We start from the raw sequence: 24,621 nt of genomic DNA on the forward strand, positions 1-24,621 counted from the left end.
CCGCACGAGGTCTCACGCGCGTGCGGCGGGCGCCGGTGTCACGCGAATCGCGTGGTCAGCTCCCCGACGCCTTCGACGGAGCTGGTGAGCACCTCGCCCGCGCGGAGGAAGCGCGGAGGGGTGCGACGGTTGCCGATTCCGGATGGCGTGCCGGTGAAGATCAGGTCGCCCGGCAGCAGCGTCACCACCGCGGACAGTCGCGCGACCAGCTCGGGGATGTCGTAGATCATGCGCGACGTGCGCGAGTCCTGCATGGTCTCGCCGTCGATCGCGCACGCGAGAGCGAGGTCGTCCCGGTCGGGTAGCGCGTCCGACGTGACCAGCCAGGGACCCGTGGGGGAGAAGCCCGGGTGGGACTTCGCGAGGCTGAACTGCGGCATCGTGCCCGCGAGCTGCGCGACGCGCTCGGACAGGTCCTGACCCACGGTCACGCCGGCGACATGCGACCACGCGTCCTCGCGGGCGATCCCGTGCCCCCCGACGCCGATCGCCACCACCAGCTCGACCTCCCAGTCGACGTTCCCGGGCGGCAGGGCGACGGTCGCCTCGTTCCCCGCGAGGCTCGAGGCGAACTTGGTGAACGTCACGGGGAGGCTGTCCGGCGGGTAGCCCGCCTCGTCCGCGTGCTCGCGGTAGTTCACGCCGATGGCGAAGATCTGCGCAGGACGCGGCACGGGCGGGCCGAGCCGCGCCGGGTCGAGCGGCAGCGCCCGGGCTCCCGGCGCATCGTCCGCCAGCCGCTCGGCCGCCCAGACGCGGAAGCCCGGCCAGTCCGCGAAGGCGGTCATGGGGTCGGGGCCGAAGCGGCCGCCCGACGCCTCGGCGACGTCGACGGCCCGCTCGTCCTCGGTGACGAGGACGAGGCGGCCGCCGAGCGTGGCGATCCTCACCAGTCCACCCGCTGCGGCGCGGGCTCGCCGTACGCGTCCTGCCACGAGATGATCGGGTTGCGCAGGGTGCCGATGCCCTCGATCTCGGCCTCGACCACGTCGCCGGGCTTGAGGTAGAAGTCGAAGGGGTTCTTCTGGACCGCGGCGACCCCGGAGATGGTGCCCGTGGTGATGAGGTCGCCCGGTGAGTAGACCTGCGGCGAGTGGTACGCCACCAGGTGCGGCCACGTGATGCGCGTCTTGCTGGTGCTGCCGCTCTGGCGCACCTCGCCGTTGACGCGCAGCTCCATCGCGAGGTTGTGCATGTCGGGGACCTCGTCCTTGGTGACGATCCACGGGCCGATGGGGCAGAACGTGTCGATGCCCTTGGAGAACGAGAACACGCCGGACTCCATCTCCTTGCGCTGGATGTCGCGCGCGGTGATGTCGTTGAAGACGGTGAAGCCGGCGATGTAGTCCTCGGCCTCGTCGGGGCCGAAGAACTTGCCGCCCTTGCCGATGACGATGGCCAGCTCGAGCTCGTAGTCGAGCTCGCGGGTGAGGCCCTCGGGGTACACGATCGGGTCCTCGGGCCCGATGATCGCGTCGAGGTTCTGGAAGAACACGATGCCCTTGTGGACCGGGTGCGACCAGTCGACGGCGGTGAGCTCGTTGTGGTGGTCGATGAAGTTGCCGGCGGTGTGGAAGAACTTCTTGGGGCGGATGGGGGCGCGTAGCGTCACGTCCTCGTAGCGGAGCCGCTCGCCGGTCTCGCCCACCTGGCCGCCGCGCTCGAAGTACTCGCGCGTGGACGGCACGTCGAGCTCGATGACCACGCCCTCCTCGAGCTCGAGGCGGCCGACGCGGCCCTCGTCGAAGGTGATGAGCTTCATTGCTTCTCCTAGGTCTCTCGGGGTTCGGGGGTGCGGCCGACGCTCAGGCGCCGACCATGTTGAAGCCGCCGTCGGCGAGCATGTAGCCGCCGGTCAGGTGCGCCGACTCCTCGGTCGCAAGCCACAGGCACGCGCCCGCGACGAACTCGGGCGGCGGGATGTGGCCCATGGGGGTCTGGGAGATGAGCACCTCGCGGCGGCCGTTCTTCCAGTCCTCGCGCTCGAGCAGGCGCTCGGTCTCCATGAAGCCGGGCGCGAACGTGTTGACGCGCACGGCGGGGGCGAAGGCCTTCGCGTAGGACTTGGTGATGCCGAGGATCGCGTACTTCGCGGCCGCGTACTGGGGCGCCCGCGGCGATCCCTTGACCACCACGGTGGAGCCGACGTTGACGATCGCGCCGTGGCCCTGCTCGAGCATGCGTGCGCCGAACTCGTGCGTCATGAGCAGCGTGCCCTTGACGTCGATGTCGACCACGGCGTCGAGCGCCTCCTGGGTGAGCTCCTTCCAGGACATCTGCTCGCTCGAGACGTCGCCGACGTTGTTGACCAGCACATCGAGGCCGCCGAACGCCTCCCACACCTCGTCGGCCATCCGCCTGATCTGGTCCCAGCTGATGATGTCGGCCTGGACCAGGATGCCGTCGGAGCCGGCCTCGCGGATGCGCTCGAGCGTGCGCTCGGCGCCTGCCTTGGAGGACCGGTAGTGGACGGCGACGCGCGCGCCCTCCTGGGCGGCGCGCACGGCGACCTCGGCTCCGAAGCCGGTGCCGGCGCCCGTCACCAGCACGGTCTTGCCGGCGAAGCGGGGGAAGATCTGGGTCATGGCTCTCTCCTTCGAGGCGTCTGCGGGTGGGGTCAGGGGCGCGCCGCGGCGGCGCGCTCGTGGATGAAGCGGGACATGCGCGCGAGGACGGCCACGCGGTGCGGGTCCTCGAGGCCGTTGAGGAAGCCGTGCTCGGAGCCGTGGACGAGGGCCACCTCGACATCCACGCCCGCGGCGGCGAGCTCGGCCGCATAGGCCTGCCCGGACATGCGGAGGCGGTCGGTGTCCGCGTTGACGATGAGCGTGGGTGCCAGGCCGCGAGGGTCGTGGCCGCCGGGGAACGCGTACGCCTCCCGGGGCGAGGCGCCGCCGAGGTAGTTCGCGTTGATCGCGGCGGTGGCCTCGGGCGTGAAGTCGAAGCCCGTCGGCAGGGCGGCGAGCCGCGCGGCGAGAGCGTCGTCAGGCGCGGGCAGGTCCGCGTGCAGCACCGGATAGATGAGGCACGATGCGCTCGGCACGTTCGCGCCGCGGTCGCGCAGGCGCGCGGTGGCGCTGGCGGCGAGGTTACCTCCCGCACTCGCGCCTCCGATCGCGACGGCGTGCGCGAGGCCGCCGAGGTCGGTCGCGTGCTCCGCGGCCCAGTCGAACGCGGCGACGGACTGCACCGACGCGACCGGGAACGCCGCGCGCGAGCGGCCGCTGTCGAGGGCCTTGACCAGCTCCTCGGGGCTGGGCATGCCCTCCTGCGGCGGCGGGAGCGGGATCGAGTCGAGCGCGTCGATCGGGGCGAGCGTGTAGTCGACCGAGACCACGGACGTGCCGTGCTCGGCGAGGTGGCGCGACGTGGCGTCCGCCTCCGGCACGTCGAGGTCGCCGAAGATGAAGGCGCCGCCGTGCAGCCACACGAGCACCGTGCCGTCGGGGCGGGGGGCGGGGTAGACCCGGATGCCGAACTCGTGGCCCCCCGCGTGGAGCGTGAGGTCCTCGGTCGCGATCGTGATCATCGTCGATCTCGCTTTCATTAGCCAAAAGGCGGTTTCAATGGTTGAATCTACGGCGGGGCAAGGATGGCGTCAACCGCGACGCGCAGGCCCCGGCCGGCGCCGCCGGCGCGACCTGCACGAGGAGGCGGGGATGTCCCGGTTGCCAGGCCTGAGGCCCGAGTCCCTCGATGCCGCGCAGGCGCAGCTGTATCAGGCGATCGCGGGCGGGCCGCGCGCGTCCGGGCCGCAGCACTTCGCGCTGACCCGCGCCGACGGCTCGCTGCGCGGGCCCTTCAACGCCATGCTGCTCGAGCCCGGCCTGGGCGGGGCACTCCAGGACCTCGGCGCCGCGATCCGCTACCGCGGAACGCTCACCGACAGGTGCCGCGAGATCGCGATCCTGCTGGTCGCCGCGCGCTGGGACAGCGCGTTCGAGCGCGAGGCTCACGAGGCGGTCGGGCGCGCGTCGGGGCTGTCCGATGCGGAGCTCGCCGCGGCGCGGCGCGAGGACCCCTCCGTGTTCGCGGGAGAGGAGGCCGCGGTCGTGCGGTGCACCCTCGCGCTGCTGGACGGGGACCTCGACGACGAGGGCTGGGCGGCGGCCGCATCCACGCTTGGGCGCGCGCGCGTGTTCGAGCTCGCGACGCTCGTGGGCTACTACGCGACGCTCGCGCTCCAGCTGAGGGTGTTCCGGGTGGGCGAGTGATGCTGGCAGCGGGCGGACGAAGGGATTAGGTTTCACACCATGAAAGCCGATGTCGACACCAAGGCGGGCAACCGCTACAGGATCGAGGCGCTCGCGAAGGGCCTCGACGTCCTGAGCCTGTTCGACGAGTCCGTCACCGAGCTGAAGCTGCGGGAGATCAGCGACCGCACCGGCATCCCCATGCCGACCGCCTTCCGCGTGGTCGCGACCCTCGAGGAGGCGGGCTTCCTCGAGCGTGCCGAGGACGGCACCATCCGTCCCGGCGTGGCTGTGCTCACGCTCGGGTCCGCCGCGCTGCGCGGCTCGAGCCTGGTCCAGGTGAGCGAGCAGCCGCTGAGGAGGCTGGCCGAGTCGACGGGCGAGACGGTCAACATGGGCGTGCTCCTGGGCGACGAGGTGCTCTACCTGGTGCGTCTGCGCAACTCCGACCTGGTGACCGCGAACGTTCAGGTGGGCTCGACCCTCCCGGCGCCGGTCACGTCGATGGGCAAGCTGCTCCTGGCGTACGTGCCGGAGCAGGAGCGCCGCGACCTTCTCGCCGCGTACGACTTCTCGCGGGCGGTCGGTCCCAACGCGGCGCGCTCGGCCGCGGACCTCGAGCCCGCGCTGACGGCGATCCGCGCGGACGGCTACGCGCTGCAGGACGAGGAGGTGGCGGCGGGGCTGCGCTCCGTCTCCGTCCCCGTGCTGGGACGCGACCGGCGGCCGGCCGCGGCCATCAACATCGCGGTCGCCGCCAACAGGCATCCCGTGGAGGACCTGCGCGGTCAGCTGCTCGACGCGCTGCGTGCGACCGCCGAGGACATCTCGGTGCGGCTGCGCGCGCTCTGACGGGTCCACGGCGCGTCCGTCACGCCGTGACGCGGCACGCGAACGCGATCGCGGCGTCGAGGAGCGCGTCGCGATCGACGTCGCCCTGCCACAGGTGGCCCGCACCCGGCACGAGCGTGAGCTCGGTGTCGACCCCGGCGGCGAGGAGCGCGTGCGCGAGCGCGACGCTCTGCGAGGCCGGCACCGCGGTGTCCGAGGTGCCGTGCGCGATGTGGAACGGCGGCGCTCCGGGGCCGACCCGCCACACAGGGCTTGCGAGGTGCGCGCGCTCCACGTCCGCGCCCACCGCGTGGCCCAGCCAGCCCGCCTCCCGCAGCCCCGGATCGTCGAGCCCGTGCTGCTCCTCGGCCAGCGCCACCAGGTCCGCGGGTCCGTACCAGTCCACGACGCCGCGCACCCCGGTGCGCGCGTCCTCGGGTCCCAGCGCGACGAGCGCCGCGAGCGTCGCGCCAGCCGACTCGCCCCAGAGCACGATGCGTGACGCGTCCACCCCCAGCCCCGCGGCGTGGGCGCGCAGCCAGTCCAGGGCGACCGCCGCATCGTCCACCTGCGCGGGGAAGCACGCCTCGCCGCTCAGTCGGTAGTCGATCGACGCGACCGCGAGGCCCGCCGCGGTGATGCGCGCGAAGGGCGCGTCGCCGGGCATGGTGGGCGCCATGGTGCGGCGGCTGCCCACGCGCCAGCCGCCGCCGTGGAGGAACACCACGACGGGTGCGCCCGTGGTCGCGGGCAGGTGCAGGTCCAGGCTGAGCGGCCGGAACCCGACCGGCTCCGCGAACACCAGGTCGCGGAGCACGGCCGGGCGCACGGGCGCCGCCGTCTCAGTCGTCAAGGAAGTTGTAGTCGGGGCGGAAGACGGTGCCGTAGAGGTCGCCGGCGGCCTTCATCTGCTCGAACTTGGGGATGTAGAACTCGCTCGGTGCGGGGATGCCCGGCTTGTCGGTCGGGGTGCCCATCGCGTGGAAGAAGCGCGCGAACCCGGCCGAGCTCACTCCCATGATCTTGGACTGCGCCTCCATGCGGAACGCGTGGATGGTGCCCTGGGGGACGAACCCGAAGCCGCCCTGGGTGAGGACGCGGTCGTCCTTGAAGCCGTCCTCGTCGTCCATCCACAGGTGCACCGCGCCGTCGACGATGAAGAAGATCTCGTGCGTGAACGGGTGGATGTGGGCGGGGATGATGTCGCCGGCGTTGCCCTCGCAGCTGAAGACGTCGTACTGTCCGTCGGTCTCGTCGCCGGTGAGCAGGATGGTGAACAGGGTGTCGAACACGACGGACTTCTCGCCCTCGCCGTTGTCGAGGTAGAACGGCTTGGGGGAGCCGGGCAGGATGCCCGCGTGGGTGGGGGACAGAGCGGGGGCGTCGTTCGGAGACATCGAGCCAACCTCCTTGTTGGTCCGCGGCCGACCTCGTCGTCGGGCCGCTGGCCACCAGCATCCGGGACCAAGGTCCCGCGGGGGAAGTTCGAGATCCCTACAGATCGTTAGGTCACGCCTATGGGCGAGGCGCGGGCTCGGCGGCGTGCGCATCCTCGCCCCGCGCGCGCCGCGCCTCGGCCTGGGCGATCACCTCGAAGGCGGCGACCACGGGCTCGCGCCGGCGGCGCGTGCACAGCAGGATGGTCGCGGGCTCGATGTCGCCGATGGGCACGAAGGCGAGGTCGGCGCGGGGGTAGTGGGCGGCGGCCGAGGCGGCCGCGATGTTGACGCCCATGCCCGCGGAGACCAGCTCGAGGAGGCCCTCGATGTCGTCCGCGCGCGGCCCCAGCTGCGGGTGCGAACCGTCCGGGCGCGGGTCGACCGTCCACCACGCGATCGCCTCGGACTGATCGCCGGAGACCGCCACGAACGTCTCGTCACGCACCTCGTCGATGGAGATCGACGGGCGACCGGCGAGCGGGTGGGTGGCGCGCAAGATGAGGACCCGCGGCTCGGTCCACAGGGGTGCGGTGGAGAGAACCTCCTGGTCATGGGGGAGAGGGGCGGGCGCGAGGACCGCGTCGACCCGGCGTGCGACCAGCTCCCGCTCGACCTCGAAGAAGCCCACGCGGCGCATCTCGAGGCGCAGGTTCGGGATCTGGGAGACCGCGGTCATGATCGCCGCGGTGAGGGGTCCCGCGCCCGCCGCGACCACGCCGAGGCGCAGCGTGGCCTCGCCCGGCGCGCGCCGTTCCGCGATCCACGCGGTGAGCTCGTCGTGCGCCTCGACCACCTGGCGGGCGCGCGGGAGCAGGGCGGTGCCGAGCGGGGTGAGGGTGACGGAGCGCGACGTGCGCTCGAAGAGGCGGCCGCCGACGCTGCGCTCCAGGCCGGCGATCTGCTGGCTGAGCGAGGGCGAGGTGATGGTGAGGCGGGCGGCCGCGTGGGCGAAGTGCAGCTCCTCGGCGAGCACGCAGAAGTAGCGCAGCGTGGGCACCGAGACGTCCATGTCTTCCCTCCGCGCCGGGGCGGCGTTGCCCCGATCGTGAGGGTCAGCCTATCCGCGAGGTGGTGCGGGGGCCAGCGCCGGGGCGCGTGGTGCCTCCGGTCCGGTCGCAGGCGGTCCGAGCCGCCACGGTGTCCGCCTGATGCCCCTTAAAAGACTTATGGGTGAAAGGTTGATGGGATTCAGGCGTCCGCGCCGAGCCTTCCGAAGGATGCGTCGAGCGGCGCGGTCAGGTAGCTGTCGAAGTGGCTGCGGATGATCTGCTCCATGTCCACGTCGATGCCCTGCAGCCACAGCAGCTGCAGGCCCTCCGCCATCGAGGTGATCTCGATGGCTGCGGTCCGGGGGTCGACGCCGTCCCGGAGGAGCCCGCGCGCCTGCATCTCCTCGAAGGCTCGCGTGGTGCCGCCGACCACGTTGCCGAGGCGTCGGGCGATGAACGCGTGCGCGGGGTGGTCGGGGGTGGAGGATTCCGCTGCGAGGATCGAGTAGAGGCGCAACAGGCCAGGTACAGCCTTGTTGCGGCGCGCGATCTCGAGGAGCCCGTAGAGGAATTCCACGTCGTGCCGGCCTGACAGGATGTCGAGCGCGAGCTGGTCGCGGCGCTCGAGGACGGCCTCGAGGAGTGCGAGCTTGCTCCCGAAGTGGTGGAGGAGGCCGGGCTGCGTCATGCCGACGGTCCTGGCGATCTCGTTGACGGATGCCGCCGTGTACCCCTGCCGCGAGAACACGTCGAAGGCCGCGTCGAGGATCTCCTCGCGTCGCTTCGCCGTCTTCTTGTAGGCGCCCCTTTGCGTTGCCATGGCGCGAGATTACCAGGTCTCCATTTTCAAAATCTTGCACCCTTAAGAATTTGCGTGCTAGCGTCGCCGACACGTCACCGATGACGTGACCCCAAGGAGGAAAGCAACGATGCTTCGACACACCAAGCTCGCCGCCGCGGCGGGCATGGCCACGCTCGCGTTGGCCGCATGCTCATCGTCCGGCGCCGACGACGCCGCTTCGCCCGCCGCCGGCGGGTCGGAGGGCACCGCGATCGAGGGCCGCGCGCCCGAGCTTCGGATCGGCGCCGTCGTCGACATCTCGACCTGGGTGGCCGCCGACGCCGCCTGGGGCAACGAGGCCACCTACTACATGGCTGTCTACGACAGCCTGCTTCGCACGTCCGCGACGAACGAGGTCCAGCCGGGCCTCGCCGAGGCGTGGGAGTACAACGACGACCTCACCGAGCTCACGCTCGACATCCGCGACGGCGTCACCTTCACCGACGGCACCCCGCTCGACGCGCAGGTCGTGGTCGACAACCTCAACCGCTTCCGCGAGGGTGCCTCGCCCGACCGGGGACTGCTCGACGCCGTGACCGACGTCGCCGCCGCGGACGACGACACCGTGGTCATCACGCTCTCCGCGCCCGACCCGGCCCTCGAGATCAACCTCAGCATGCAGGCGGGGCTCATCGCGTCGCCGTCGACGTTCGACGCACCCGACGCCCAGACGACGCCCGTCGGCACGGGCCCGTACGAGCTCGACGCAGCCTCCTCGACCATCGGCGCCACCTACACGTTCACGGCGAACGAGGACTACTGGGCCCCCGAGGACCAGCACTTCGACTCGATCACCATCAACTACTACGCCGACGCATCGGCGCTTCTGAACGCCCTGCGCGACGGCCAGGTCGACATCTCCAACCTCAACTCCCTCACCCAGATCCCCGACGCCGAGGCGGCGGGCTACACCACCAACTCGATCCCGGTGAACTGGAAGGGTCTCATCCTCGCCGACCGGTGGGGCGCGAACAACGAGGCGCTCGCCGACGTCAAGGTGCGCCAGGCGATCAACTACGCGATCGACCGTGAGGGCCTGCTGCAGGGACTCGAGTCGGGCTACGGCGAGCCGACCACGCAGATCTTCAACGTCGAGGGCGACGCCTACGAGGCCGAGCTCGAGGACGCCTACCCCTACGACCCGGAGAAGGCCAAGGCGCTCCTGGCCGAGGCGGGCTACCCCGATGGCATCCACATCACCATGCCGCAGACCTCGTTCGTCCCGGCCTCGGAGCCCGAGCTGATCAAGGGCGTGCTCGCCGAGTCGAACATCTTCATCGACTACGAGCAGGCGGGCGAGTCCTTCTTCGGTGACCTCCTGGGCGGCGCGTGGTCGGCGTTCGCGTTCGGCCTCAACCAGGAGCCGCTCGCGTGGCAGACGTACAACCAGGCGATCGCGCCCGGAGCGGCATGGAACGTCTACCACCAGGCCGACGAGACCGTCGAGGCGCTCGCTGCCCGCATCCGCCTCGGCGGCGAGGATGGTGCGGCCGCCGCGAAGGAGCTCAACGAGTACGTGGTCGACCAGGCGTGGTTCGCGCCGTTCTACCGCGTCATCGGCGCCATCGTCACCGCCGACGGCTTCGCGATCACCATGAAGTCCGGCCAGGCCGTGTCCAACCTCTGGGACATCACCGCCACCGCTTGACCCTCACCGGTGGGGGCGGCCCGGCCGTCCCCACCGGTTCGATCTGGAGACATCATGCTCAGCTTCGTCAGCAGGCGCCTCGCGACCGGCGTGGGCCTCATCGCCACCCTGGCGGTGCTCACGTTCTTCTTCCTCCAGTTCGGCGTGAGCGATGTCGCGCAGCGCATCGCCGGCCAGCAGGCAGGCCCCGACGCGGTCGCGGTCGTGGAGGAGAGGATCGGCGTCGACCGCCCGGTCCAGGTCCAGTTCGCGGACTGGGCCGGATCCGCGCTCACGGGTGACCTGGGCCGCTCCTGGTTCTCGGGCCAGGAGGTGACCGAGGCGGTGATGAGCCGCATGGCGGTCACCGTCAGTCTCGCGGTGGGCTCCGTGGTGCTCACCGCTCTGCTCGGCATCACGCTGGGTGCCTTGGCCGCCACCCGTCGCGGGTGGTCCGATCGTGGCGTGCAGTTCCTCGCGGTGCTCGGCCAGGCGATCCCCGGGTTCCTCATGGCCATGGCGCTGGTGCTCGTCTTCGCGATCAACCTCGACTGGTTCCCTGCGACCGGCTACACGCGACCCTCGGAGTCCGTGCCCGGGTGGCTGCTTTCCATCACGCTTCCTGTCGTCGCGCTGACCATCGGATCGATCGGCGGCGTCGCGCAGCAGGTGCGCGGCTCGATGATCGACGCGTTCGAGCGCGACTACGTGCGCACCCTCCGCAGCCGCGGACTCCCGCGCCGCTCGGTGGTGCTCCAGCACGTGCTCCGCAACGCCGCGGGTCCGGCGCTGACCGTGCTGGGCCTGCAGTTCGTCATCCTGCTCGGCGGCGCCGTCATCGTCGAGACCCTCTTCTCCATCCCCGGGCTCGGCCCGCTCGCGCTGACGAGCACCTCTCAGGGCGACATCCCCGTCGTCATGGGCATCGTGATCGTCACGGGCGTCGTCGTCGTCCTCGTCAACACCCTGGTGGACGTGGTCCAGGCCTGGGTCAACCCGAAGGTGCGCCTGTCATGACCACCACACGTTCCTCCGCGACCCGCGCTGGCGCCCGCAAGGGCCGTCCCGGACTGCTCCGTCGCCTGCTCCGTCACCCGCTGGGCGGCGTCTCGATGGTGGTGCTCGCGGTCGTGGTCCTCGTCGGAGCGCTGGGTCCGTTCATCGCCCCGTTCGACCCGACCGAGACCAGCCTGCAGACGATCTTCGCCGAGCCGGGCGGCGATCATCTGCTGGGTGGCGACTCGGCCGGGCGTGACATCCTGTCGCGCCTCCTCGTCGCGACGGCGTTCTCGCTCGCCGGCGGCCTGCTCGTCATGGCCATCGCGGTCGCGGTGGGCGTCTCGGCCGGCCTCGTCGCCGGCTACTACGGTGGCGTCATCGACGCGACGGGCGCCTGGTTCACCGCCCTGACGATGTCCCTCCCGTCGATCATCGTCCTCATCGCCGCGCGCTCCGTGATGGGTCCGTCCATGTGGTGGACCATGGCGATCTTCGGGCTCTTCATCTCGCCCGTGTACTACCGCGTGGTCTACACGTCGGTGCGTGCCGTGCGGAACGAGCTCTATGTCGACGCGGCTCGCACCTCGGGTCTGGGCGACGTACGGATCATCGGCCGCCATGTCCTGCTCGCCGTGCGCGCCCCCGTCATCCTCCTGATGGCGGGCGTGATCGCCGCGGGCATCGGTATGCAGGCGGGCTTCGACTTCCTCGGCCTGGGCGACCCCACCACACCGACGTGGGGCCAGATGCTCAACGAGGGCTTCTACAACATCAACCGCTCCTCGAACCTGGTCCTCTGGCCGGCGCTCGCGCTCGGCATCACCACCGTGGCGCTCACCCTGCTCGGCACCGCGCTGCGCGACGAGCTCGAGGGCACCACCGACAAGCGCCACAGCGCCGCGCAGCCGTGGGTGCTCGAGGAGGACGTGCCGGCCGTGATGGACCACGGCGACGAGCCCGCAGGCGAAGCGCTGCTGACCGTCCGCGATCTTGCCGTGGCGTACCCCGCGGGCACGGGCTATGCCACGGTGGTCAAGGGTGGACGCCTGTCCGTGCGTCGCGGGGAGACTCACGGCCTCATCGGCGAGTCGGGCTCGGGCAAGACCCAGACGGCGTTCTCGATCCTCGGCCTGCTACCGAAGGGTGGCAAGGTGATGGCCGGCTCGATCGTCTTCGACGGTGAGGAGCTGGTGGGCCGGACCGACGCACAGCTCAACGCGCTGCGGGGGTCGCGCATCGCCTACGTGCCGCAGGAGCCCATGTCCAACCTCGACCCGTCCTTCACGGTGGGCCACCAGCTCACGGAGCCGCTCGTCAAGGTGCTCGGGATGAAGAAGGCCGAGGCGCGTGAGAGGGCGCTGTCGTTGCTCGCACGTGTCGGGATCCCGGAGCCGCAGCGCGCGTTCGACTCCTACCCGCATCAGCTGTCCGGCGGGATGGCGCAGCGCGTGCTCATCGCCGGCGCGGTCGCGTCGCACCCGGACCTGCTCATCGCCGACGAACCCACCACGGCGCTCGACGTCACCGTTCAGGCCGAGGTGCTCGACCTGCTGCGGGACATCCAGGAGGAGCTCGGGATGGCGGTCCTCATCGTCACCCACAACTTCGGCGTGGTCGCCGACATCTGCGACCGGGTGACGGTCATGCAGAAGGGCGTGATGGTCGAGACGGGCGCCACGCGCGCGGTCTTCGAGAGTCCGCGCCACGAGTACACCCGCGCGCTTTTTGCCGCGATCCCGCAAGGCGCGCCGCGCGCGCCGCTGCCGGGTGTGTCGAGCGCCGGCTCCCTCGGCGCGGGTGCGCTGCGATGAAGGAGGAAACCATGCACGAGCCGCTTCTCACCGTCGATGCACTCGAGGTCGAGTACCCGGGCCGGGGGTTCCGCGCTCTGCCGTTCCGCGCGGTCAAGGGTGTGAGCTTCGACATCAGGCCCGGCGAGACCGTGGGCCTGGTGGGGGAGTCCGGCTCGGGCAAGACCACCATCGGGCGCGCGCTGCTGGGCCTCGCGCCCGTGTCGGCGGGGACGCTCACCTTCAGGGGCGAGGACATCTCGCACCCGACCAAGCAGCGTCGACGCGAGCTCACCCGCGACATCCAGGTGGTCTACCAGGACCCCTACTCGTCGCTCAACCCGTCGCTCACCATCGGCGACTCGCTCACCGAGCCGATGATCGTGCGCAAGATCTCCACCAAGGAGGCGGGCGCCCGCGTGCGGGAGCTGCTCGACATGGTGGCGCTCCCTGCGGACGCCGCCGACCGCTACCCGCGCGAGTTCTCCGGAGGTCAGCGCCAGCGCGTCGCGATCGCCCGCGCGCTCGCGCTGGACCCGACGCTCATCGTGTGCGATGAGCCGGTCTCCGCGCTCGACCTTTCCACTCAGGCGCGCGTGCTCGAGCTCTTCCTCGAGATCCAGGAGCGCACGGGTGTCGCGTACCTCTTCATCTCTCACGACCTCGCGGTGGTCCGCGAGATGTCGCACCGGGTCGCCGTGCTCCACCACGGCGAGATCGTCGAGTGGGGTGACGGGGACACCGTCACCTCCGCGCCCGAGCATCCCTACACGCAGCGGCTGCTGCTCGCGTCGCCCGTGCCCGACCCTGCGGCGCAGGAACAGCGTCGTGCCGATCGGCTGCGGCTCAAGGAGATCCAGGCCCAGCAGGACCTCCAGGCCGGCGCCGCCTGAACCCGCGTCACCCGCCGCAACGTTGCGGCGCCGAAGGAGACCTCATGACTGTTCCGACCCCGCATCGTTCCGCTGGGGTGTCGTCGCCGCAGGCCATCGGTCCGACGGTGACGAGACCACGTCGGATACGTCCTGCCTCGAGCTCGCCATCGCTCGATGGCCACGACCTTTCGACCACGGGTCCCGGCGCTGATCGGCGCGGACGGGAGACCCCGGATCGCGAAAATCTTGACACCTTAAGATTTTCGCAGCTATAGTCATCGCACCCCCGGGACCATCGCGTAGAACACCATGACGGCCGCCCCTCGCGGCCCTCAGGCAAGGAAGCCTCATGACCCTCTCAGATGAAGCGGTCCGTGCGCCGGAGTCGATGGACGACTCCTCGCAGATCGCCGCCGAGTTCGGTTCCCCCCGCAGGACCATCGGACTCGTTCTCCTCGCCGCGCTTGGCATGTACGTCATGGCGATGAGCATGTCGACCGCGCTGTCGCTGCGCATCGCCGCCGTCGCGCCCGAGACCAAGGACGTCGTCTACAGCCGCACGGTCGCCATCGGCACCCTGCTCATGCTCGTCGTCATCCCGCTGGCCGGCGCGCTCTCGGACCGCACCACCAGCAGGTTCGGCCGTCGCCGCCCGTGGATCGTGGGCGGACTCGCCGTCGCGCTCGTCGCCGGCGTGATCGCCGGCGCGACCAGCAACGTCGCGATCATCGGCGCAGCCTATGTGATCCTCGTGGTCGCGATGCAGTCGGCCTTCAACGCGTACGCGGTGATTCCCGTCGAGGCCGTCCCCGACACCATGCGCGCCCGCGTCATGGGCATCATGGGTCTGTTCGGCGCACTCGCGTTCTCGGGCGGCTCCTACCTCGCAGGCGCCCTGGTCGGGCAGCCGCTGCTCATCCTGTCCGTACCGGTCGCCCTCGCGATCGCCACGACGCTGCCGCTGCTGATGCTCTACCGCGACCCGGTGAAGAGCCGCGCCGAGGTCCCGGCGCTCGATGTGAAGGCGCTGGTCGGAGGGCTGTTCGTCAACCCGCGCAAGCACCCGAGCTTCGGTTGGACCTGGCTGGCGCGCCTGCTCGCGGGCGTCGCGATGGCCGCGCTCTTCACGTACTTCGTGTACTTCATGATCGACGTGCTCGAGGTGCCGCTGCCCGAGGTCGGGGCGAAGGCGGGCCTGCTCACGCTCATCTCGGCGCCCATCTCGATCGTGTTCTTCACCGGTTCCGGCTGGCTCTCCGACAAGATCGGCCGGCGCAAGCCGTTCGTCGCCGTCGCCGCGATCCTCATGGGCGCAGCGCTCGTCATCGGCGCGACGTCGCACACGTTCGGCGGCTTCGTGGTCGCGTGGTGCGTGTTCGCCGTCGGTCAGTCGATGTACCTCACCGTCGACCTCGCGCTGTGCGCGTCCGTCCTGCCCGACGCGAAGGACGCCGGCAAGGACATGGCCGTCTTCGGGCTCGCGCTCAACATCCCGAACATCGTGGTGCCGGCCGTCGGCCCCGCGGTGCTCGCGATCGGCGCCGGCCACAACTACGCGCTGCTCTGGATCGGCGCCGCGGTGCTCTGCGTCGCCGGTGCCGCTCTCATGCCGCTCATCAAGGGCGTCCGCTAGCCCTCACCCCGGGGTCGGGCCCGACCCCGTCCGCCGTTCTCCACCACAGATTCGAGGCCACCACCATGACCAGCCCGTTCCCCTCCGACTTCCTCTGGGGCGTCGCCACCGCCGGCCACCAGGGCGAGGGCGACAACGTCCACAGCGACATCTGGACTCTCGAGCACACGACGCCGTCGCTCTTCTCGGAGCCGAGCGGACCCGCATGCCGCTCGTACGAGCGCTGGACGGAGGACCTCGACATCGCCGCCGAGCTGGGCCTCACCGCCTTCCGCTTCTCCGTCGAGTGGGCGCGCGTGGAGCCGGAGCGCGGCGTGATCGACGAGGCCGCGCTCGACCACTACGAGCAGGTGGTCGACGGCTGCCTCGCGCGCGGTCTCGCGCCCGTGGTCACCTTCAACCACTTCGCGTCGCCGCACTGGTTCTCCGCCGCCGGCTCGTGGCTCGCGGACGATGCGGCCGACCTGTTCGCGGCGCAGTGCGACCGGGTGATGGCCCGGTTCGGCGACAGGATCGCCGTCGCCGTCACCATCAACGAGCCCAACCTCGAGCAACTGCTGCACGCGAGCGGCAAGCTGCCCCCGATCGCCGAGCAGATCAAGCTCGAGATGCTCGCCGCCGCCGCCCGCGACGCGGGCACCGAGCGCTACTTCGCGTCCAACGTCATCCCCGCCGCGCTCGAGGGTGAGTTCACCGACGCGCTCACGCGCGCGCATCGTGCCGCCGTCGCCGCCATCAAGGGCCGCCGGCCCGACCTCCCGACCGGCGTCTCCATCGCGATCATCGACGAGGTCGCGCTCGAGGGAGGCGAGGAGCGCCGCGACGCCAAGCGCGCGGCGGTCTACGACCACTGGCTCGAGGTCGCGCGCGACGACGATTTCATCGGCGTGCAGAACTACGAGTCGATCTTCCACGGCCCCGACGGCGAGGTGGTGCCCGAGGGCCCGCGCAACGGCATGGGCACCCTGATCGAGCCGGCGTCGCTCGCGCGCGCCGCGGAGTACGCGCACCGCGTCTCGGGCGTGCCCGTCCTGGTGACGGAGCACGGCATGCAGACCGACGACGACGCGCAGCGCGCGGCCTTCATCCCCGCGGCGCTCGCCGCGCTCGCCGCGCAGATCGCCGCCGGCACGCCCGTGCTGGGCTACTGCCACTGGACGCTGCTCGACAACTTCGAGTGGATCTTCGGCTACAGGCCCAAGCTCGGACTCGTCGCCGTGGATCGTGAGACGTTCGACCGGACCGTCAAGCCGTCCGCCCGCGTGCTCGGCGGCATCGTGCGCGAGCACCGGTCCGCGTCGGTGGGCTGAGGCAGCAGTGCCGCTCACCATCGCGACGCGCTGCCGCGTCGTCATCGACAACGACTTCGCCGGGGACCCCGACGGCCTCGTCGCGCTCGCGCATCACCTGCTGTCGCCCGGCCATCGCGTCGACGCGGTCACCAGCTCGCGGCTGTCGCCGGTGTTCGGGCCGCCCGAGGGCGGCGCGGCCACAGGTGCGGCGTACGCGGCCGAGCTGGTCGAGCTCATCGGGGGCGCGACGCGCCCCGAGATCGCCGCCGGCGGGGACGCAGCCGTCGACCTCGCGGCGGTCGCGGCGGGGTCGGAGGTGTCCGCCGCGGCGCGGACGATCATCGCGCACGCGCGGAGGGACGATGCGCTGCCCCTCACGCTCGTGTGCGGAGGTCCGCTCACCAACGTCGCGGAGGCCCTCGCGGCTGCACCCGACATCGCGGGGCGCCTGACGCTCGCGTGGGTCGGGGGCTCGCTGGCGGATGCCGACGAGTACAACCGCGACACCGACGCCGAGGCCGCGGCCTTCGTGCTGGGCATCCCCGAGCTCGAGGTGCGCCAGTTCCCGCTCGAGAGCTACCGGAGGTTCGCGTGGAGCGTCGCGCAGATCGAGGAGCTTCTCGGCTCGTGCGGCGCGCTCGGCGCCTGGCTCTGGCGACGCTTCGACGAGCTGCCGCTTCCTCCGGGATTCGCGGTCGACGCCGTCTGGCCGCTCGGCGACAGCGCCCCGCTGCTCGGCACCGCTCTGGGGGCGGAGTCGAGCACCTGGGAGGCGGGGGAGCACACGCTCGTCTGCACCGCGCCCGACACCGGGCTCGTCCTCGGCGACATGGCGGCGCTCTTCCGCCGCCATGCCGCTCACCGCTGACCTTTCCCCCTTCGACCGCAAGGAATCCGCTCGCATGACCACGCTCCACCTCGACCCCGTCACCATCGAGCACCACCGCGAGCCGCTCGGCATCGGCGAGGCCGTACCTCGCCTCTCGTGGGTCGCGCGCACCGCCGAGGCCGGCTGGCGTCAGCGCGCCTACGAGCTGCGCATCACCGACCCGGACGGCGTCGCGGGGCCGTTCGCCACGGGCCGCATCGAGTCCGTCGACCAGGTGCTGGTCGCATGGCCCGCCGCCCCGCTCGCATCGCGCGAACGCCGCGAGGTGAGCGTGCGGGTGTGGGGGCCCGACGGCGAGGAGCCCTCGGACTGGAGCGAGCCGACCACGCTCGAGGCCGGGCTGCTGGACGCGGGCGAGTGGGAGACCGTCATGGTCGGCCCTCGCCTGCCTGAGCCCGGCGCCGAGGGCGAGCCGGCCGCGCTCTTGCGCGGGTCCGTCGCGATCTCGGGCGACGTCGTCCGGGCGCGCCTGCGCGCGACCGCCCACGGCATCGTCACCCTGCACCTCAACGGCCGCGTGGTCGGCGAGGACGTGCTCACCCCCGGCTGGACCACCTACGACAAGCGGCTCCGCTACGCCACCTACGACGTCACCGAGCTGGTGCGGGCGGGGGAGAACGTCCTCGGCGCCCACCTCGCGGACGGCTGGTACCGCGGCTACCTGGGGTTCTGGGGGCAGCGCGACGTCTACGGCGACCGCACGGGCGTGCTGCTCCAGCTCGAGGTCGACCACGCCGACGGCGCCCGAACGGTCGTCGGCACCGACGAGACGTGGCGCTGGACCCTCGGTCCCGTGACCCGCGCCGACCTCTACAAGGGGGAGTCGCACGACTCCCGCCGCGAGCTCGACGGCTGGGACGCCCCGGGCTTCGACGCCTCCGCCTGGGAGGCCGTCGATCCGATCCCGTGCGACATGGCCCGCCTCGTGGCGCCGACCGGTCCTGCGGTGCGACGCACGGGAACCGTGCGCCCCGTCGAGATCCTCACCACGCCCTCCGGCAAGACGATCGTGGACCTGGGGCAGAACCTCGTCGGCCGCATGCGGCTCCGCCTCCCGGACGCGCCTGTCGGCACCACGGTGGGCCTGCGTCACGCCGAGGTCCTCGAGCACGGCGAGCTCGGCACGCGGCCGCTGCGCGCCGCGGCCCAGGCCGACGAGATCGTCCTGGACGGCCGGGGCCCGCGCACGTGGGAGCCGCAGTTCACGGTGCACGGCTTCCGCTACGTCGAGGTGACGGGATGGCCCGGGACGCTCGCCGTCGATGACCTCGAGGCCGTGGCGATCCACACCGACATGCGCCGCATGGGCACCTTCGCATGCTCGGACCCGCTGCTCGACCGCCTCCACGAGAACGTCGTGTGGAGCACGCGCGGCAACTTCGTCGACGTGCCCACCGACTGCCCGCAGCGCGACGAGCGGCTCGGCTGGACCGGCGACCTCCAGGTCTTCGCGCCCACCGCATCGTTCCTGTTCGACACCGCCGGCATGCTCACGGGCTGGCTCGCCGACCTCGCGGCCGACCAGGCCGCCGACGGCAACGTCCCGCCCTATGTCCCGTTCATGGGGACCGACCCCCACATGCCGCCGCTCGGCGCCGAGGCCGGCTGGGGAGACGCCGCGACCCTCGTGCCGTGGACCCTCTACGAGCGTTCCGGCGACGCCGGGATCCTGAGCACGCAGTGGTCCTCGATGACCGCGTGGGTCGACGCGTTCGCCGCGCGGGCGGGGGAGGAGCTCGACTTCTCCTCGGGCGGCTTCTCGTTCGGCGACTGGCTCGACGCCTCGGCGCCCGACGACCAGCCGTGGAAGGCGCGCGTGCCGTGGCAGCTCGTGTCGACCGCCTACCTCGCCCGGTCCGCGCGCGTGGTCGCGCGGGCCGCGGAGGTCCTGGGGGACGATGCGTCGGCCGCCCGGTACGCCGACCTCTCCGACCGCACGGCGGCGCGCTTCCGCGCCGAGTACCTCACGGCGACCGGCCGCGCGGCGTACCCGGCCCAGACCGCCTACGCGCTCGCCCTCCGGTTCGACCTGCTGCTGCCGGAGCAGCGCGAGCACGCGGGTGCGCTCCTCGCGGAGCAGGTCGCGGTCGACGGCTTCCACATCGGCAGCGGGTTCCTGGGCACGCCGCTGGTGTGCGACGCGCTCGCGGACACGGGCCACGGCGCAACCGCATGGCACCTGCTGCTCCAGAAGGCCTGCCCGTCGTGGCTGTACCCCGTCTCGATGGGCGCGACCACCATCTGGGAGCGGTGGAACTCGATGCTCTCGGACGGGTCCATCAACCCCGGCGGGATGACGTCCTTCAACCACTACGCGTTCGGCTCCGTCGCCGACTTCCTCCACCGCCGTGTCGCGGGTCTCGCGCCCGCCGCGCCGGGCTACCGCCGGATCCGCGTCGCGCCGCTGCCCAGCCGTGAGCTCGACTGGGCCGAGGCGTCGCATGAGACCCCGTACGGCACCGCGAGCGTGCGGTGGGACCGTGACGGCGCCGCGATCGTGCTGGCCGTGACGGTCCCGCCGTCGACGGCGGCCGAGATCGAGCTGCCCGACGGGTCGCAGCCGGTCGAGGTCGGGCCGGGCCGTCACGTGTTCACCTGCGCGCTGCCGGAGGCCGAGGCCGCGGGCCGGCCCGCCGAGTTCGTCGCCGACTGATCCCGGCGGTTACGCGTCCGGGTCGGGGCGCAGCCCGGCCTCGAGGCGGTCGAGCGCGCCGGCCATCGCCGACACGTCGGACAGCTGGTCGCCGAGCGCGGTTCGCACCCGCCCCGACCAGTAGGCGTGCAGCAGCGCGACGCCCTCGTCGGCCGCCTCCGTGGCCTCGAGCCGCGACTGACGGTGGTCGGCGGGGTCGGGGGTGCGCCGCACCAAGCCCTTGCCCTCGAGGCCCCGGAGCGCCGCGGAGAGGTTCGGCCGCTTCAGCCCGGTCGCCGCGGCCACCGCGCTCGGCGTCGCGCCCGGGTGGTGGTGGATCCAGCGGAGGACGGCGGTCTCGGTGCCGGTGATCGGCACCACACCTATGCCCGCCGCGTGCGGGTCGAGCTCGCGCGCGATCCGCAGGATGGACTCGGCCAGCTCCGCGAGGTCGCGGTCGGAGGGGCGTTCCTCGGCCATGGGGGACAGGGTACCCGCGGATCGACGATTAAGTTATGATTTCATAATCATTCCATTGTGAGGAGTCCCCGTGACCACCACCTCCGCGCCCACGCGCGCGCATGCCGCCGTCCCCGCATCGGCCGGCATCTCCGCCGTCCTGCTCTCCGTGCTCGGCCTCCTGTCCGCCATCGCCCCGTTCGCCACGGACCTGTACCTGCCGGCCTTCCCGCGCATGGCGCAGGACTTCGGCACGGGCGCGACGGCGGTGCAGCTCACGCTCACGGCGTTCCTGGTGGGCGTCACCGTCGGGCAGCTGGTGTTCGGCCCGATCTCCGACCGGTTCGGCCGCAGGCCCCCGCTCATCGCAGGCTCGGTGCTCATGGTGGTGGCGGGGGTCGCGACCGTGGTCGCGCCGAGCGCCGGGGTGCTGATCGCGGCGCGCCTCGCGCAGGGGCTCGGCGGCGCGGCGGGCATGGTGATCGGTCGCGCGGTCATCTCCGACCTCGCGACCGGGAGGGCCGCGGCGCGCGCCTTCAGCCTCATGATGATCGTCGGCGGCGTCGCCCCGGTGGTCGCGCCCGTCGCGGGCGGCCTCCTGGTGGACCCGATCGGCTGGCGCGGCATCCTCGCCGTCGTGCTCGCGTTGTCGGTCGTCATGCTGATCGCCGTGCTCGTCGTGGTGCGCGAGACCTACCCCGCCGAGCGGCGCCTCGTCCACCGCGCGGAGCGCGCCGCCACAGGCTCCCCGCTGCGCGCGCTGCGTTCGCGCGCCTTCATCGGCTACACGGTGACGTTCACCTTCGCCTTCGGCGCGATGATGGCGTACATCTCGGCCTCGCCCTTCGTCTACCAGGACATGATGGGGCTCGGTGCGACGGGCTACGGCCTCGCCTTCGGGGTCAACGCGCTCGGCCTGGTCGTCGTGAGCGGCGCCTCCGCGCGGCTGGCGGCGACCCGCGACGTGCGGGGCCCGCTCACGGTCGGCATCGCGACGTTGCTCGCGTCGACGCTCGTGCTCGCCGCGCTGGTCGGTTCAGGGGTGGGCGCCGGTTGGCTCGCGATCCCCCTGTTCGTCGCAGTGTCGAGCCTGGGCCTCGTCCTCGGCAACGCGACGGCTCTTGCGCTCGGTGCCGTCCCCGCGGCCGCGGGCGCCGCGTCGGCCGTGCTCGGTGCGGCGCAGTTCGGGCTCGCGGCGCTGGTGTCGCCGCTCGTGAGCATCGGCGGCGGCGCGACGGCGGCGCCGTTGGCGCTCGTCATGGTCGCATGCGCCGTGGTCGCGGCGGCGACGCTCGCGTTCACCGCCCGTCGGACGCGCTGAGCCCGTCGGCCCGCCGCTCGAGCAGCTCGATCAGGTTGCCCTCGGGATCGGCGACGAACGCCATCCGGATGCCCGGCTCAGGCGACGGCCGGGGCGTCATCACCTCGCGCGCGCCCATGCCGACCAGACGCGCGAACACCTCGTCGAGCCCGCGCACGTCGAACGCCATGTGGCCGAAGCCCTCGCGCAACGCCGCCTCGGCCGGGTCCGCGGCGCGCGGACCGCGCGTCGATCCCTCCCGGTGAAGCAGCTCCAACCGTCGCCCGTCCCCGTCGATCAGCATGACGAAGTCGAGGCCGATCGCGTCGACGCGACCGGTGAAGTCCACGTCGAGGCCGAACGCGTCGCGGTACCAGGACGATGCGGCGACCAGGTCGGCGACGGTGAGGCCCACGTGGTCGAGCCGCGCGCGCTCAGGCATGGACGTTCAGCCCCGCCGGGTCGGACGTCAGGTACGACGCGATCCGTCCGTGCGGGTCGCGAGCCGCACGGATCTCCTCGAGCCGCGCGTGGTGCGCGGGGGAGAGGAAGCGGTCGTTGCGCGCGGTGAAGTCGGTGTCGCCGAGGTAGACGCCGACCCCGCCGTCCCGGGCGATCGCCGCCGTCTGCGCATGGACGCGCTGCCGGTAGCGGGCATCGTCCGCCGCGTCGTCGTAGATCAGGTACGTCGCCACGTAGACGTTGCCCTCGACCGAGAACGCCATGTCGGGCAGCGCACGCTCGGGGGCCCAGCCGTACCAGATCGAGAACGAGTGCTCGGTGTCGAGGCCGCGCCAGATGTCGAGCAGCAGCGGCGCGAGCGTGTCCGCAGGGGCGTCGGTCCAGGCGCAGTCGACCGCGTACCGGTAGCCCTCGGGGTTCTGCCCGGCCTGCGCCGCGCTCTCCTCGGCGATCGAGGTGGGCGCCGTGACGTGCCCGAGCTCGCGGCCCGCGACGGGGCAGTCGCCGAGGCCCGCGAGCAGCGCGCGGGCCTCCTGGTCCGAGCCGGCCATGCAGGTCGCATGGAGGAGCAGCACGGTGCCGCCGGGGTGCGCGACGCCCTCGTGGAGCGGCACGTCGGTCAGCCGCGTCGCCGCCATGACCGGCTCGACGCGGCGGTCGAGCGTGGGCAGGACGGTGTGCAGCCAGCGGATGACCGCCTCCGCGTCGTCGAGGTGGAACGTCCAGGTGTCGTGCCACATCGCTGCCGGCCTCGGGTAGGTCCGGAGGTGGAAGCGGGTGACGATGCCCGGGAAGCCCGGCCCCGCGCCGCGCGCCGCCCAGTAGAGGTCGGAGTGCTGGGTGGGGTCCGCGCGCACGTGCTCGCCGTCCGCTGTCACCACATCGACGGCGACGACGCTCTCGCACGCCCAGCCCTTGAGCCGCCCGTTCCAGCCCTGCCCGCCCTGGAGCAGGAAGCCGCCGATGCCGACGCTCGGGCAGTGGCCACCGGGGAAGGCGCGGCCGCGCTCGGCGAGGTAGGGCGCGAGATCCTCGCCGCCCCGGGTCGCCGGCCCCGCGGCCACGATGCCCGTCTCCTCGTCGTAGTCGAGCGAGCGCAGCGCCCCGAGGTCGATGAGCAGCGCGTCGTCGCGCACGCTCCACGCGGCCCAGGAGTGGCCGCCGGAACGGACCGACACGTTCCAGCCGTTCTCGATCGCGAGTCGGACTCCTGCGGCCACGTCCTCGGCGTCGACGGCCTCGAGCACCGCGGCGGGGTAGCGCTCGGGCTTGCGGGCGTTGAACACGCGCCCGACCCGCGCCTCCTCGTAGCCGGGCGCGCCGCGCATCGTCAGGCGCCCGCGGACTGCCGGGGCGCTCATCCCACCACCGCCGCGCCGCCGTCGACCGGGATGTTCGCCCCCGACACGTGCCGCGACTCGTCGCTCGCGAGGAACAGGATCGCGTGAGCGACGTCCTCGGGCTGCCCCCACCGACGCAGCGGGACGCGGGAGAGGATCTGCTCGGCGGGCCCGTCCGGGTCCATGAGCATCGGGGTGGTGTGCGGGGTCTGGGTCATGGCGGGGGAGACCGCGTTGACCCGGATGCCGTGGGGGCCGCCCTCGACCACCAGGTGCGAGGTGAGCGCCAGCACGCCACCCTTGGCGGCGCCGTGCGCGTTCTGCGGCATGAACCACGCGCCGCGCGACGCCGAGATCGAGCCGATGTTGACGATCGAGCCTCCTCCGCGCGCCACGAGGTGCGGCCAGGCCGCGCGGGTCACCAGGAACACGATGTCCAGCTCGTTCCGCATGGTGAAGGACCAGTCCTCGTAGGACAGGGCGTCGATCGCGCCGAAGCGGATCGCCGACGCGTTGTTGACCAGCACGTCGACGCCGCCGCCGAGCGCGGCCGCGGCCTCCACCCACGTGGAGGCGCCCTCGGGCGTCGCGAGGTCGACCGGGGCGATCGCGTCCATGCGGCCGCCGGCCTCGCGCGCCAGCGCGACGGTCTCCTCGGACGGGCCCGGATGGAGGTCGCAGCCGATGACGTGCGCACCTTCCCTGGCGAAGGCGAGGGCCGTGGCGCGGCCGATGCCGCCGCCCGTCCCGGTGACGAGCGCGACCTTGCCGGAGAGCCTGCCGGTCACGATGCGGGACCCCGGGTGAGCAGGGCGTGGCGAGCGGTCACGGCGGCACTCCTTTGTGCGTGGCGTTCCCCGGTTCGGGGGGCGACTTTCGATTCATGAAAGTCACTTTCACACGGATGCTAGCGCCTGCCGCGGGCGGAATCCACCTCCTCTGGGCCCAGGCGGGTCCGCCTGGACAATCGGCCTGCGCGTGCCCTAGCGTGTGTGAAAGTGACTTTCACGATGTGAGAACTCAAGGAAGA

23 protein-coding genes are annotated in these 24,621 nt (G+C 72.1%); 11 read left to right on the forward strand and 12 right to left on the reverse strand.

Annotated features, from left to right (window positions below; all coding sequences use genetic code 11):
- Positions 1–38: 38 nt before the first annotated feature.
- Genes AOM09_RS05745 through AOM09_RS05760 form a run of 4 tightly spaced genes read right to left on the reverse strand, consistent with a single transcriptional unit; the run spans position 39 to position 3,529 of the window.
- The gene (locus AOM09_RS05745) at positions 39–890 is read right to left on the reverse strand and encodes a fumarylacetoacetate hydrolase family protein (protein ID WP_062385526.1); all 852 of its coding nucleotides are present in this window, start codon (positions 888–890) and stop codon (positions 39–41) included.
- Complete coding sequence (locus AOM09_RS05750; RefSeq protein WP_062385528.1) at positions 887–1,762, reverse strand: fumarylacetoacetate hydrolase family protein; 876 nt, start codon at positions 1,760–1,762, stop codon at positions 887–889. Before AOM09_RS05750 ends, AOM09_RS05745 begins: the two co-directional genes overlap by 4 nt.
- Before the next feature lie 43 nt (positions 1,763–1,805).
- Positions 1,806–2,585, reverse strand: coding sequence for an SDR family NAD(P)-dependent oxidoreductase (locus AOM09_RS05755; RefSeq protein ID WP_062385529.1), 780 nt, complete (start codon positions 2,583–2,585; stop codon positions 1,806–1,808).
- A 32-nt stretch (positions 2,586–2,617) separates the two neighbouring features.
- Entirely contained in the window at positions 2,618–3,529 is a 912-nt protein-coding gene (locus AOM09_RS05760) for an alpha/beta hydrolase fold domain-containing protein (RefSeq protein WP_062385530.1), read from the reverse strand.
- 130 nt (positions 3,530–3,659) lie between these two features.
- Here AOM09_RS05760 and AOM09_RS05765 point away from each other — a divergent pair, with 130 nt between their 5' ends.
- Together AOM09_RS05765 and AOM09_RS05770 are read left to right on the forward strand one after the other, a co-directional pair.
- A complete protein-coding gene (locus AOM09_RS05765) occupies positions 3,660–4,214 on the forward strand; it encodes a carboxymuconolactone decarboxylase family protein (protein ID WP_062385531.1) in 555 nt (184 codons plus the stop codon).
- Between the two features lie 39 nt (positions 4,215–4,253).
- Complete coding sequence (locus AOM09_RS05770; protein WP_062385532.1) at positions 4,254–5,045, forward strand: IclR family transcriptional regulator; 792 nt, start codon at positions 4,254–4,256, stop codon at positions 5,043–5,045.
- Between the two features lie 19 nt (positions 5,046–5,064).
- Here the strand turns inward: AOM09_RS05770 and AOM09_RS05775 are convergent, their stop codons facing one another.
- From AOM09_RS05775 to AOM09_RS05790, 4 genes are all read right to left on the reverse strand, one after another.
- Positions 5,065–5,877 carry an alpha/beta hydrolase gene (locus AOM09_RS05775; RefSeq protein ID WP_228375073.1) on the reverse strand — a complete coding sequence of 271 codons (813 nt, stop codon included), beginning with the start codon at positions 5,875–5,877 and terminating at the stop codon, positions 5,065–5,067.
- On the reverse strand, positions 5,867–6,421 hold the full coding sequence (locus AOM09_RS05780; protein ID WP_062385536.1) for a quercetin 2,3-dioxygenase: 555 nt from the start codon (positions 6,419–6,421) through the stop codon (positions 5,867–5,869). Before AOM09_RS05780 ends, AOM09_RS05775 begins: the two co-directional genes overlap by 11 nt.
- Before the next feature lie 118 nt (positions 6,422–6,539).
- Positions 6,540–7,472, reverse strand: coding sequence for a LysR family transcriptional regulator (locus tag AOM09_RS05785; RefSeq protein ID WP_062385538.1), 933 nt, complete (start codon positions 7,470–7,472; stop codon positions 6,540–6,542).
- Positions 7,473–7,651: 179 nt separating this feature from the next.
- Positions 7,652–8,272, reverse strand: a complete 621-nt coding sequence (locus AOM09_RS05790) for a TetR/AcrR family transcriptional regulator (protein WP_062385540.1) — start codon at positions 8,270–8,272, stop codon at positions 7,652–7,654.
- Positions 8,273–8,381: 109 nt separating this feature from the next.
- Between AOM09_RS05790 and AOM09_RS05795 the strand changes: the two genes are divergently transcribed.
- From AOM09_RS05795 to AOM09_RS05830, 8 genes are all read left to right on the forward strand, one after another.
- On the forward strand, positions 8,382–9,941 hold the full coding sequence (locus tag AOM09_RS05795) for an ABC transporter substrate-binding protein (protein WP_062385542.1): 1,560 nt from the start codon (positions 8,382–8,384) through the stop codon (positions 9,939–9,941).
- 54 nt (positions 9,942–9,995) lie between these two features.
- Entirely contained in the window at positions 9,996–10,937 is a 942-nt protein-coding gene (locus AOM09_RS05800) for an ABC transporter permease (RefSeq protein WP_062385544.1), read from the forward strand.
- Positions 10,934–12,730 carry a dipeptide/oligopeptide/nickel ABC transporter permease/ATP-binding protein gene (locus AOM09_RS05805; RefSeq protein WP_062385545.1) on the forward strand — a complete coding sequence of 599 codons (1,797 nt, stop codon included), beginning with the start codon at positions 10,934–10,936 and terminating at the stop codon, positions 12,728–12,730. Before AOM09_RS05800 ends, AOM09_RS05805 begins: the two co-directional genes overlap by 4 nt.
- Before the next feature lie 11 nt (positions 12,731–12,741).
- Positions 12,742–13,602, forward strand: a complete 861-nt coding sequence (locus AOM09_RS05810) for an ATP-binding cassette domain-containing protein (RefSeq protein ID WP_062385548.1) — start codon at positions 12,742–12,744, stop codon at positions 13,600–13,602.
- 331 nt (positions 13,603–13,933) lie between these two features.
- On the forward strand, positions 13,934–15,217 hold the full coding sequence (locus tag AOM09_RS05815; protein WP_062385550.1) for an MFS transporter: 1,284 nt from the start codon (positions 13,934–13,936) through the stop codon (positions 15,215–15,217).
- Between the two features lie 65 nt (positions 15,218–15,282).
- Positions 15,283–16,527, forward strand: coding sequence for a family 1 glycosylhydrolase (locus tag AOM09_RS05820; RefSeq protein WP_062385552.1), 1,245 nt, complete (start codon positions 15,283–15,285; stop codon positions 16,525–16,527).
- A 7-nt stretch (positions 16,528–16,534) separates the two neighbouring features.
- Positions 16,535–17,377: a nucleoside hydrolase gene (locus tag AOM09_RS05825; protein ID WP_062385553.1), complete on the forward strand. Its 843-nt coding sequence runs from the start codon at positions 16,535–16,537 to the stop codon at positions 17,375–17,377.
- A gap of 34 nt (positions 17,378–17,411) precedes the next feature.
- A complete protein-coding gene (locus AOM09_RS05830) occupies positions 17,412–20,051 on the forward strand; it encodes an alpha-L-rhamnosidase (protein WP_062385555.1) in 2,640 nt (879 codons plus the stop codon).
- Positions 20,052–20,060: 9 nt separating this feature from the next.
- Here AOM09_RS05830 and AOM09_RS05835 read toward each other — a convergent pair whose 3' ends face one another.
- Positions 20,061–20,510 carry a MarR family winged helix-turn-helix transcriptional regulator gene (locus tag AOM09_RS05835; protein ID WP_062385557.1) on the reverse strand — a complete coding sequence of 150 codons (450 nt, stop codon included), beginning with the start codon at positions 20,508–20,510 and terminating at the stop codon, positions 20,061–20,063.
- 70 nt (positions 20,511–20,580) lie between these two features.
- Here AOM09_RS05835 and AOM09_RS05840 point away from each other — a divergent pair, with 70 nt between their 5' ends.
- Complete coding sequence (locus tag AOM09_RS05840; protein WP_062385559.1) at positions 20,581–21,810, forward strand: multidrug effflux MFS transporter; 1,230 nt, start codon at positions 20,581–20,583, stop codon at positions 21,808–21,810.
- Here AOM09_RS05840 and AOM09_RS05845 read toward each other — a convergent pair.
- The 3 genes from AOM09_RS05845 to AOM09_RS05855 are packed head-to-tail and all read right to left on the reverse strand — an operon-like array spanning position 21,788 to position 24,379.
- On the reverse strand, positions 21,788–22,231 hold the full coding sequence (locus AOM09_RS05845) for a VOC family protein (protein WP_062385561.1): 444 nt from the start codon (positions 22,229–22,231) through the stop codon (positions 21,788–21,790). The two genes, AOM09_RS05840 and AOM09_RS05845, sit on opposite strands and share 23 nt — an antisense overlap.
- A complete protein-coding gene (locus AOM09_RS05850; protein WP_062385563.1) occupies positions 22,224–23,612 on the reverse strand; it encodes an FAD-binding oxidoreductase in 1,389 nt (462 codons plus the stop codon). The genes AOM09_RS05845 and AOM09_RS05850 overlap by 8 nt, the downstream gene beginning before the upstream one ends.
- Complete coding sequence (locus AOM09_RS05855) at positions 23,609–24,379, reverse strand: SDR family NAD(P)-dependent oxidoreductase (RefSeq protein WP_062385565.1); 771 nt, start codon at positions 24,377–24,379, stop codon at positions 23,609–23,611. Before AOM09_RS05855 ends, AOM09_RS05850 begins: the two co-directional genes overlap by 4 nt.
- Positions 24,380–24,621: the final 242 nt, after the last annotated feature.

Source organism: Demequina iriomotensis, assembly GCF_000971395.1.
In the GTDB taxonomy this organism is placed as follows: domain Bacteria; phylum Actinomycetota; class Actinomycetes; order Actinomycetales; family Demequinaceae; genus Demequina; species Demequina iriomotensis.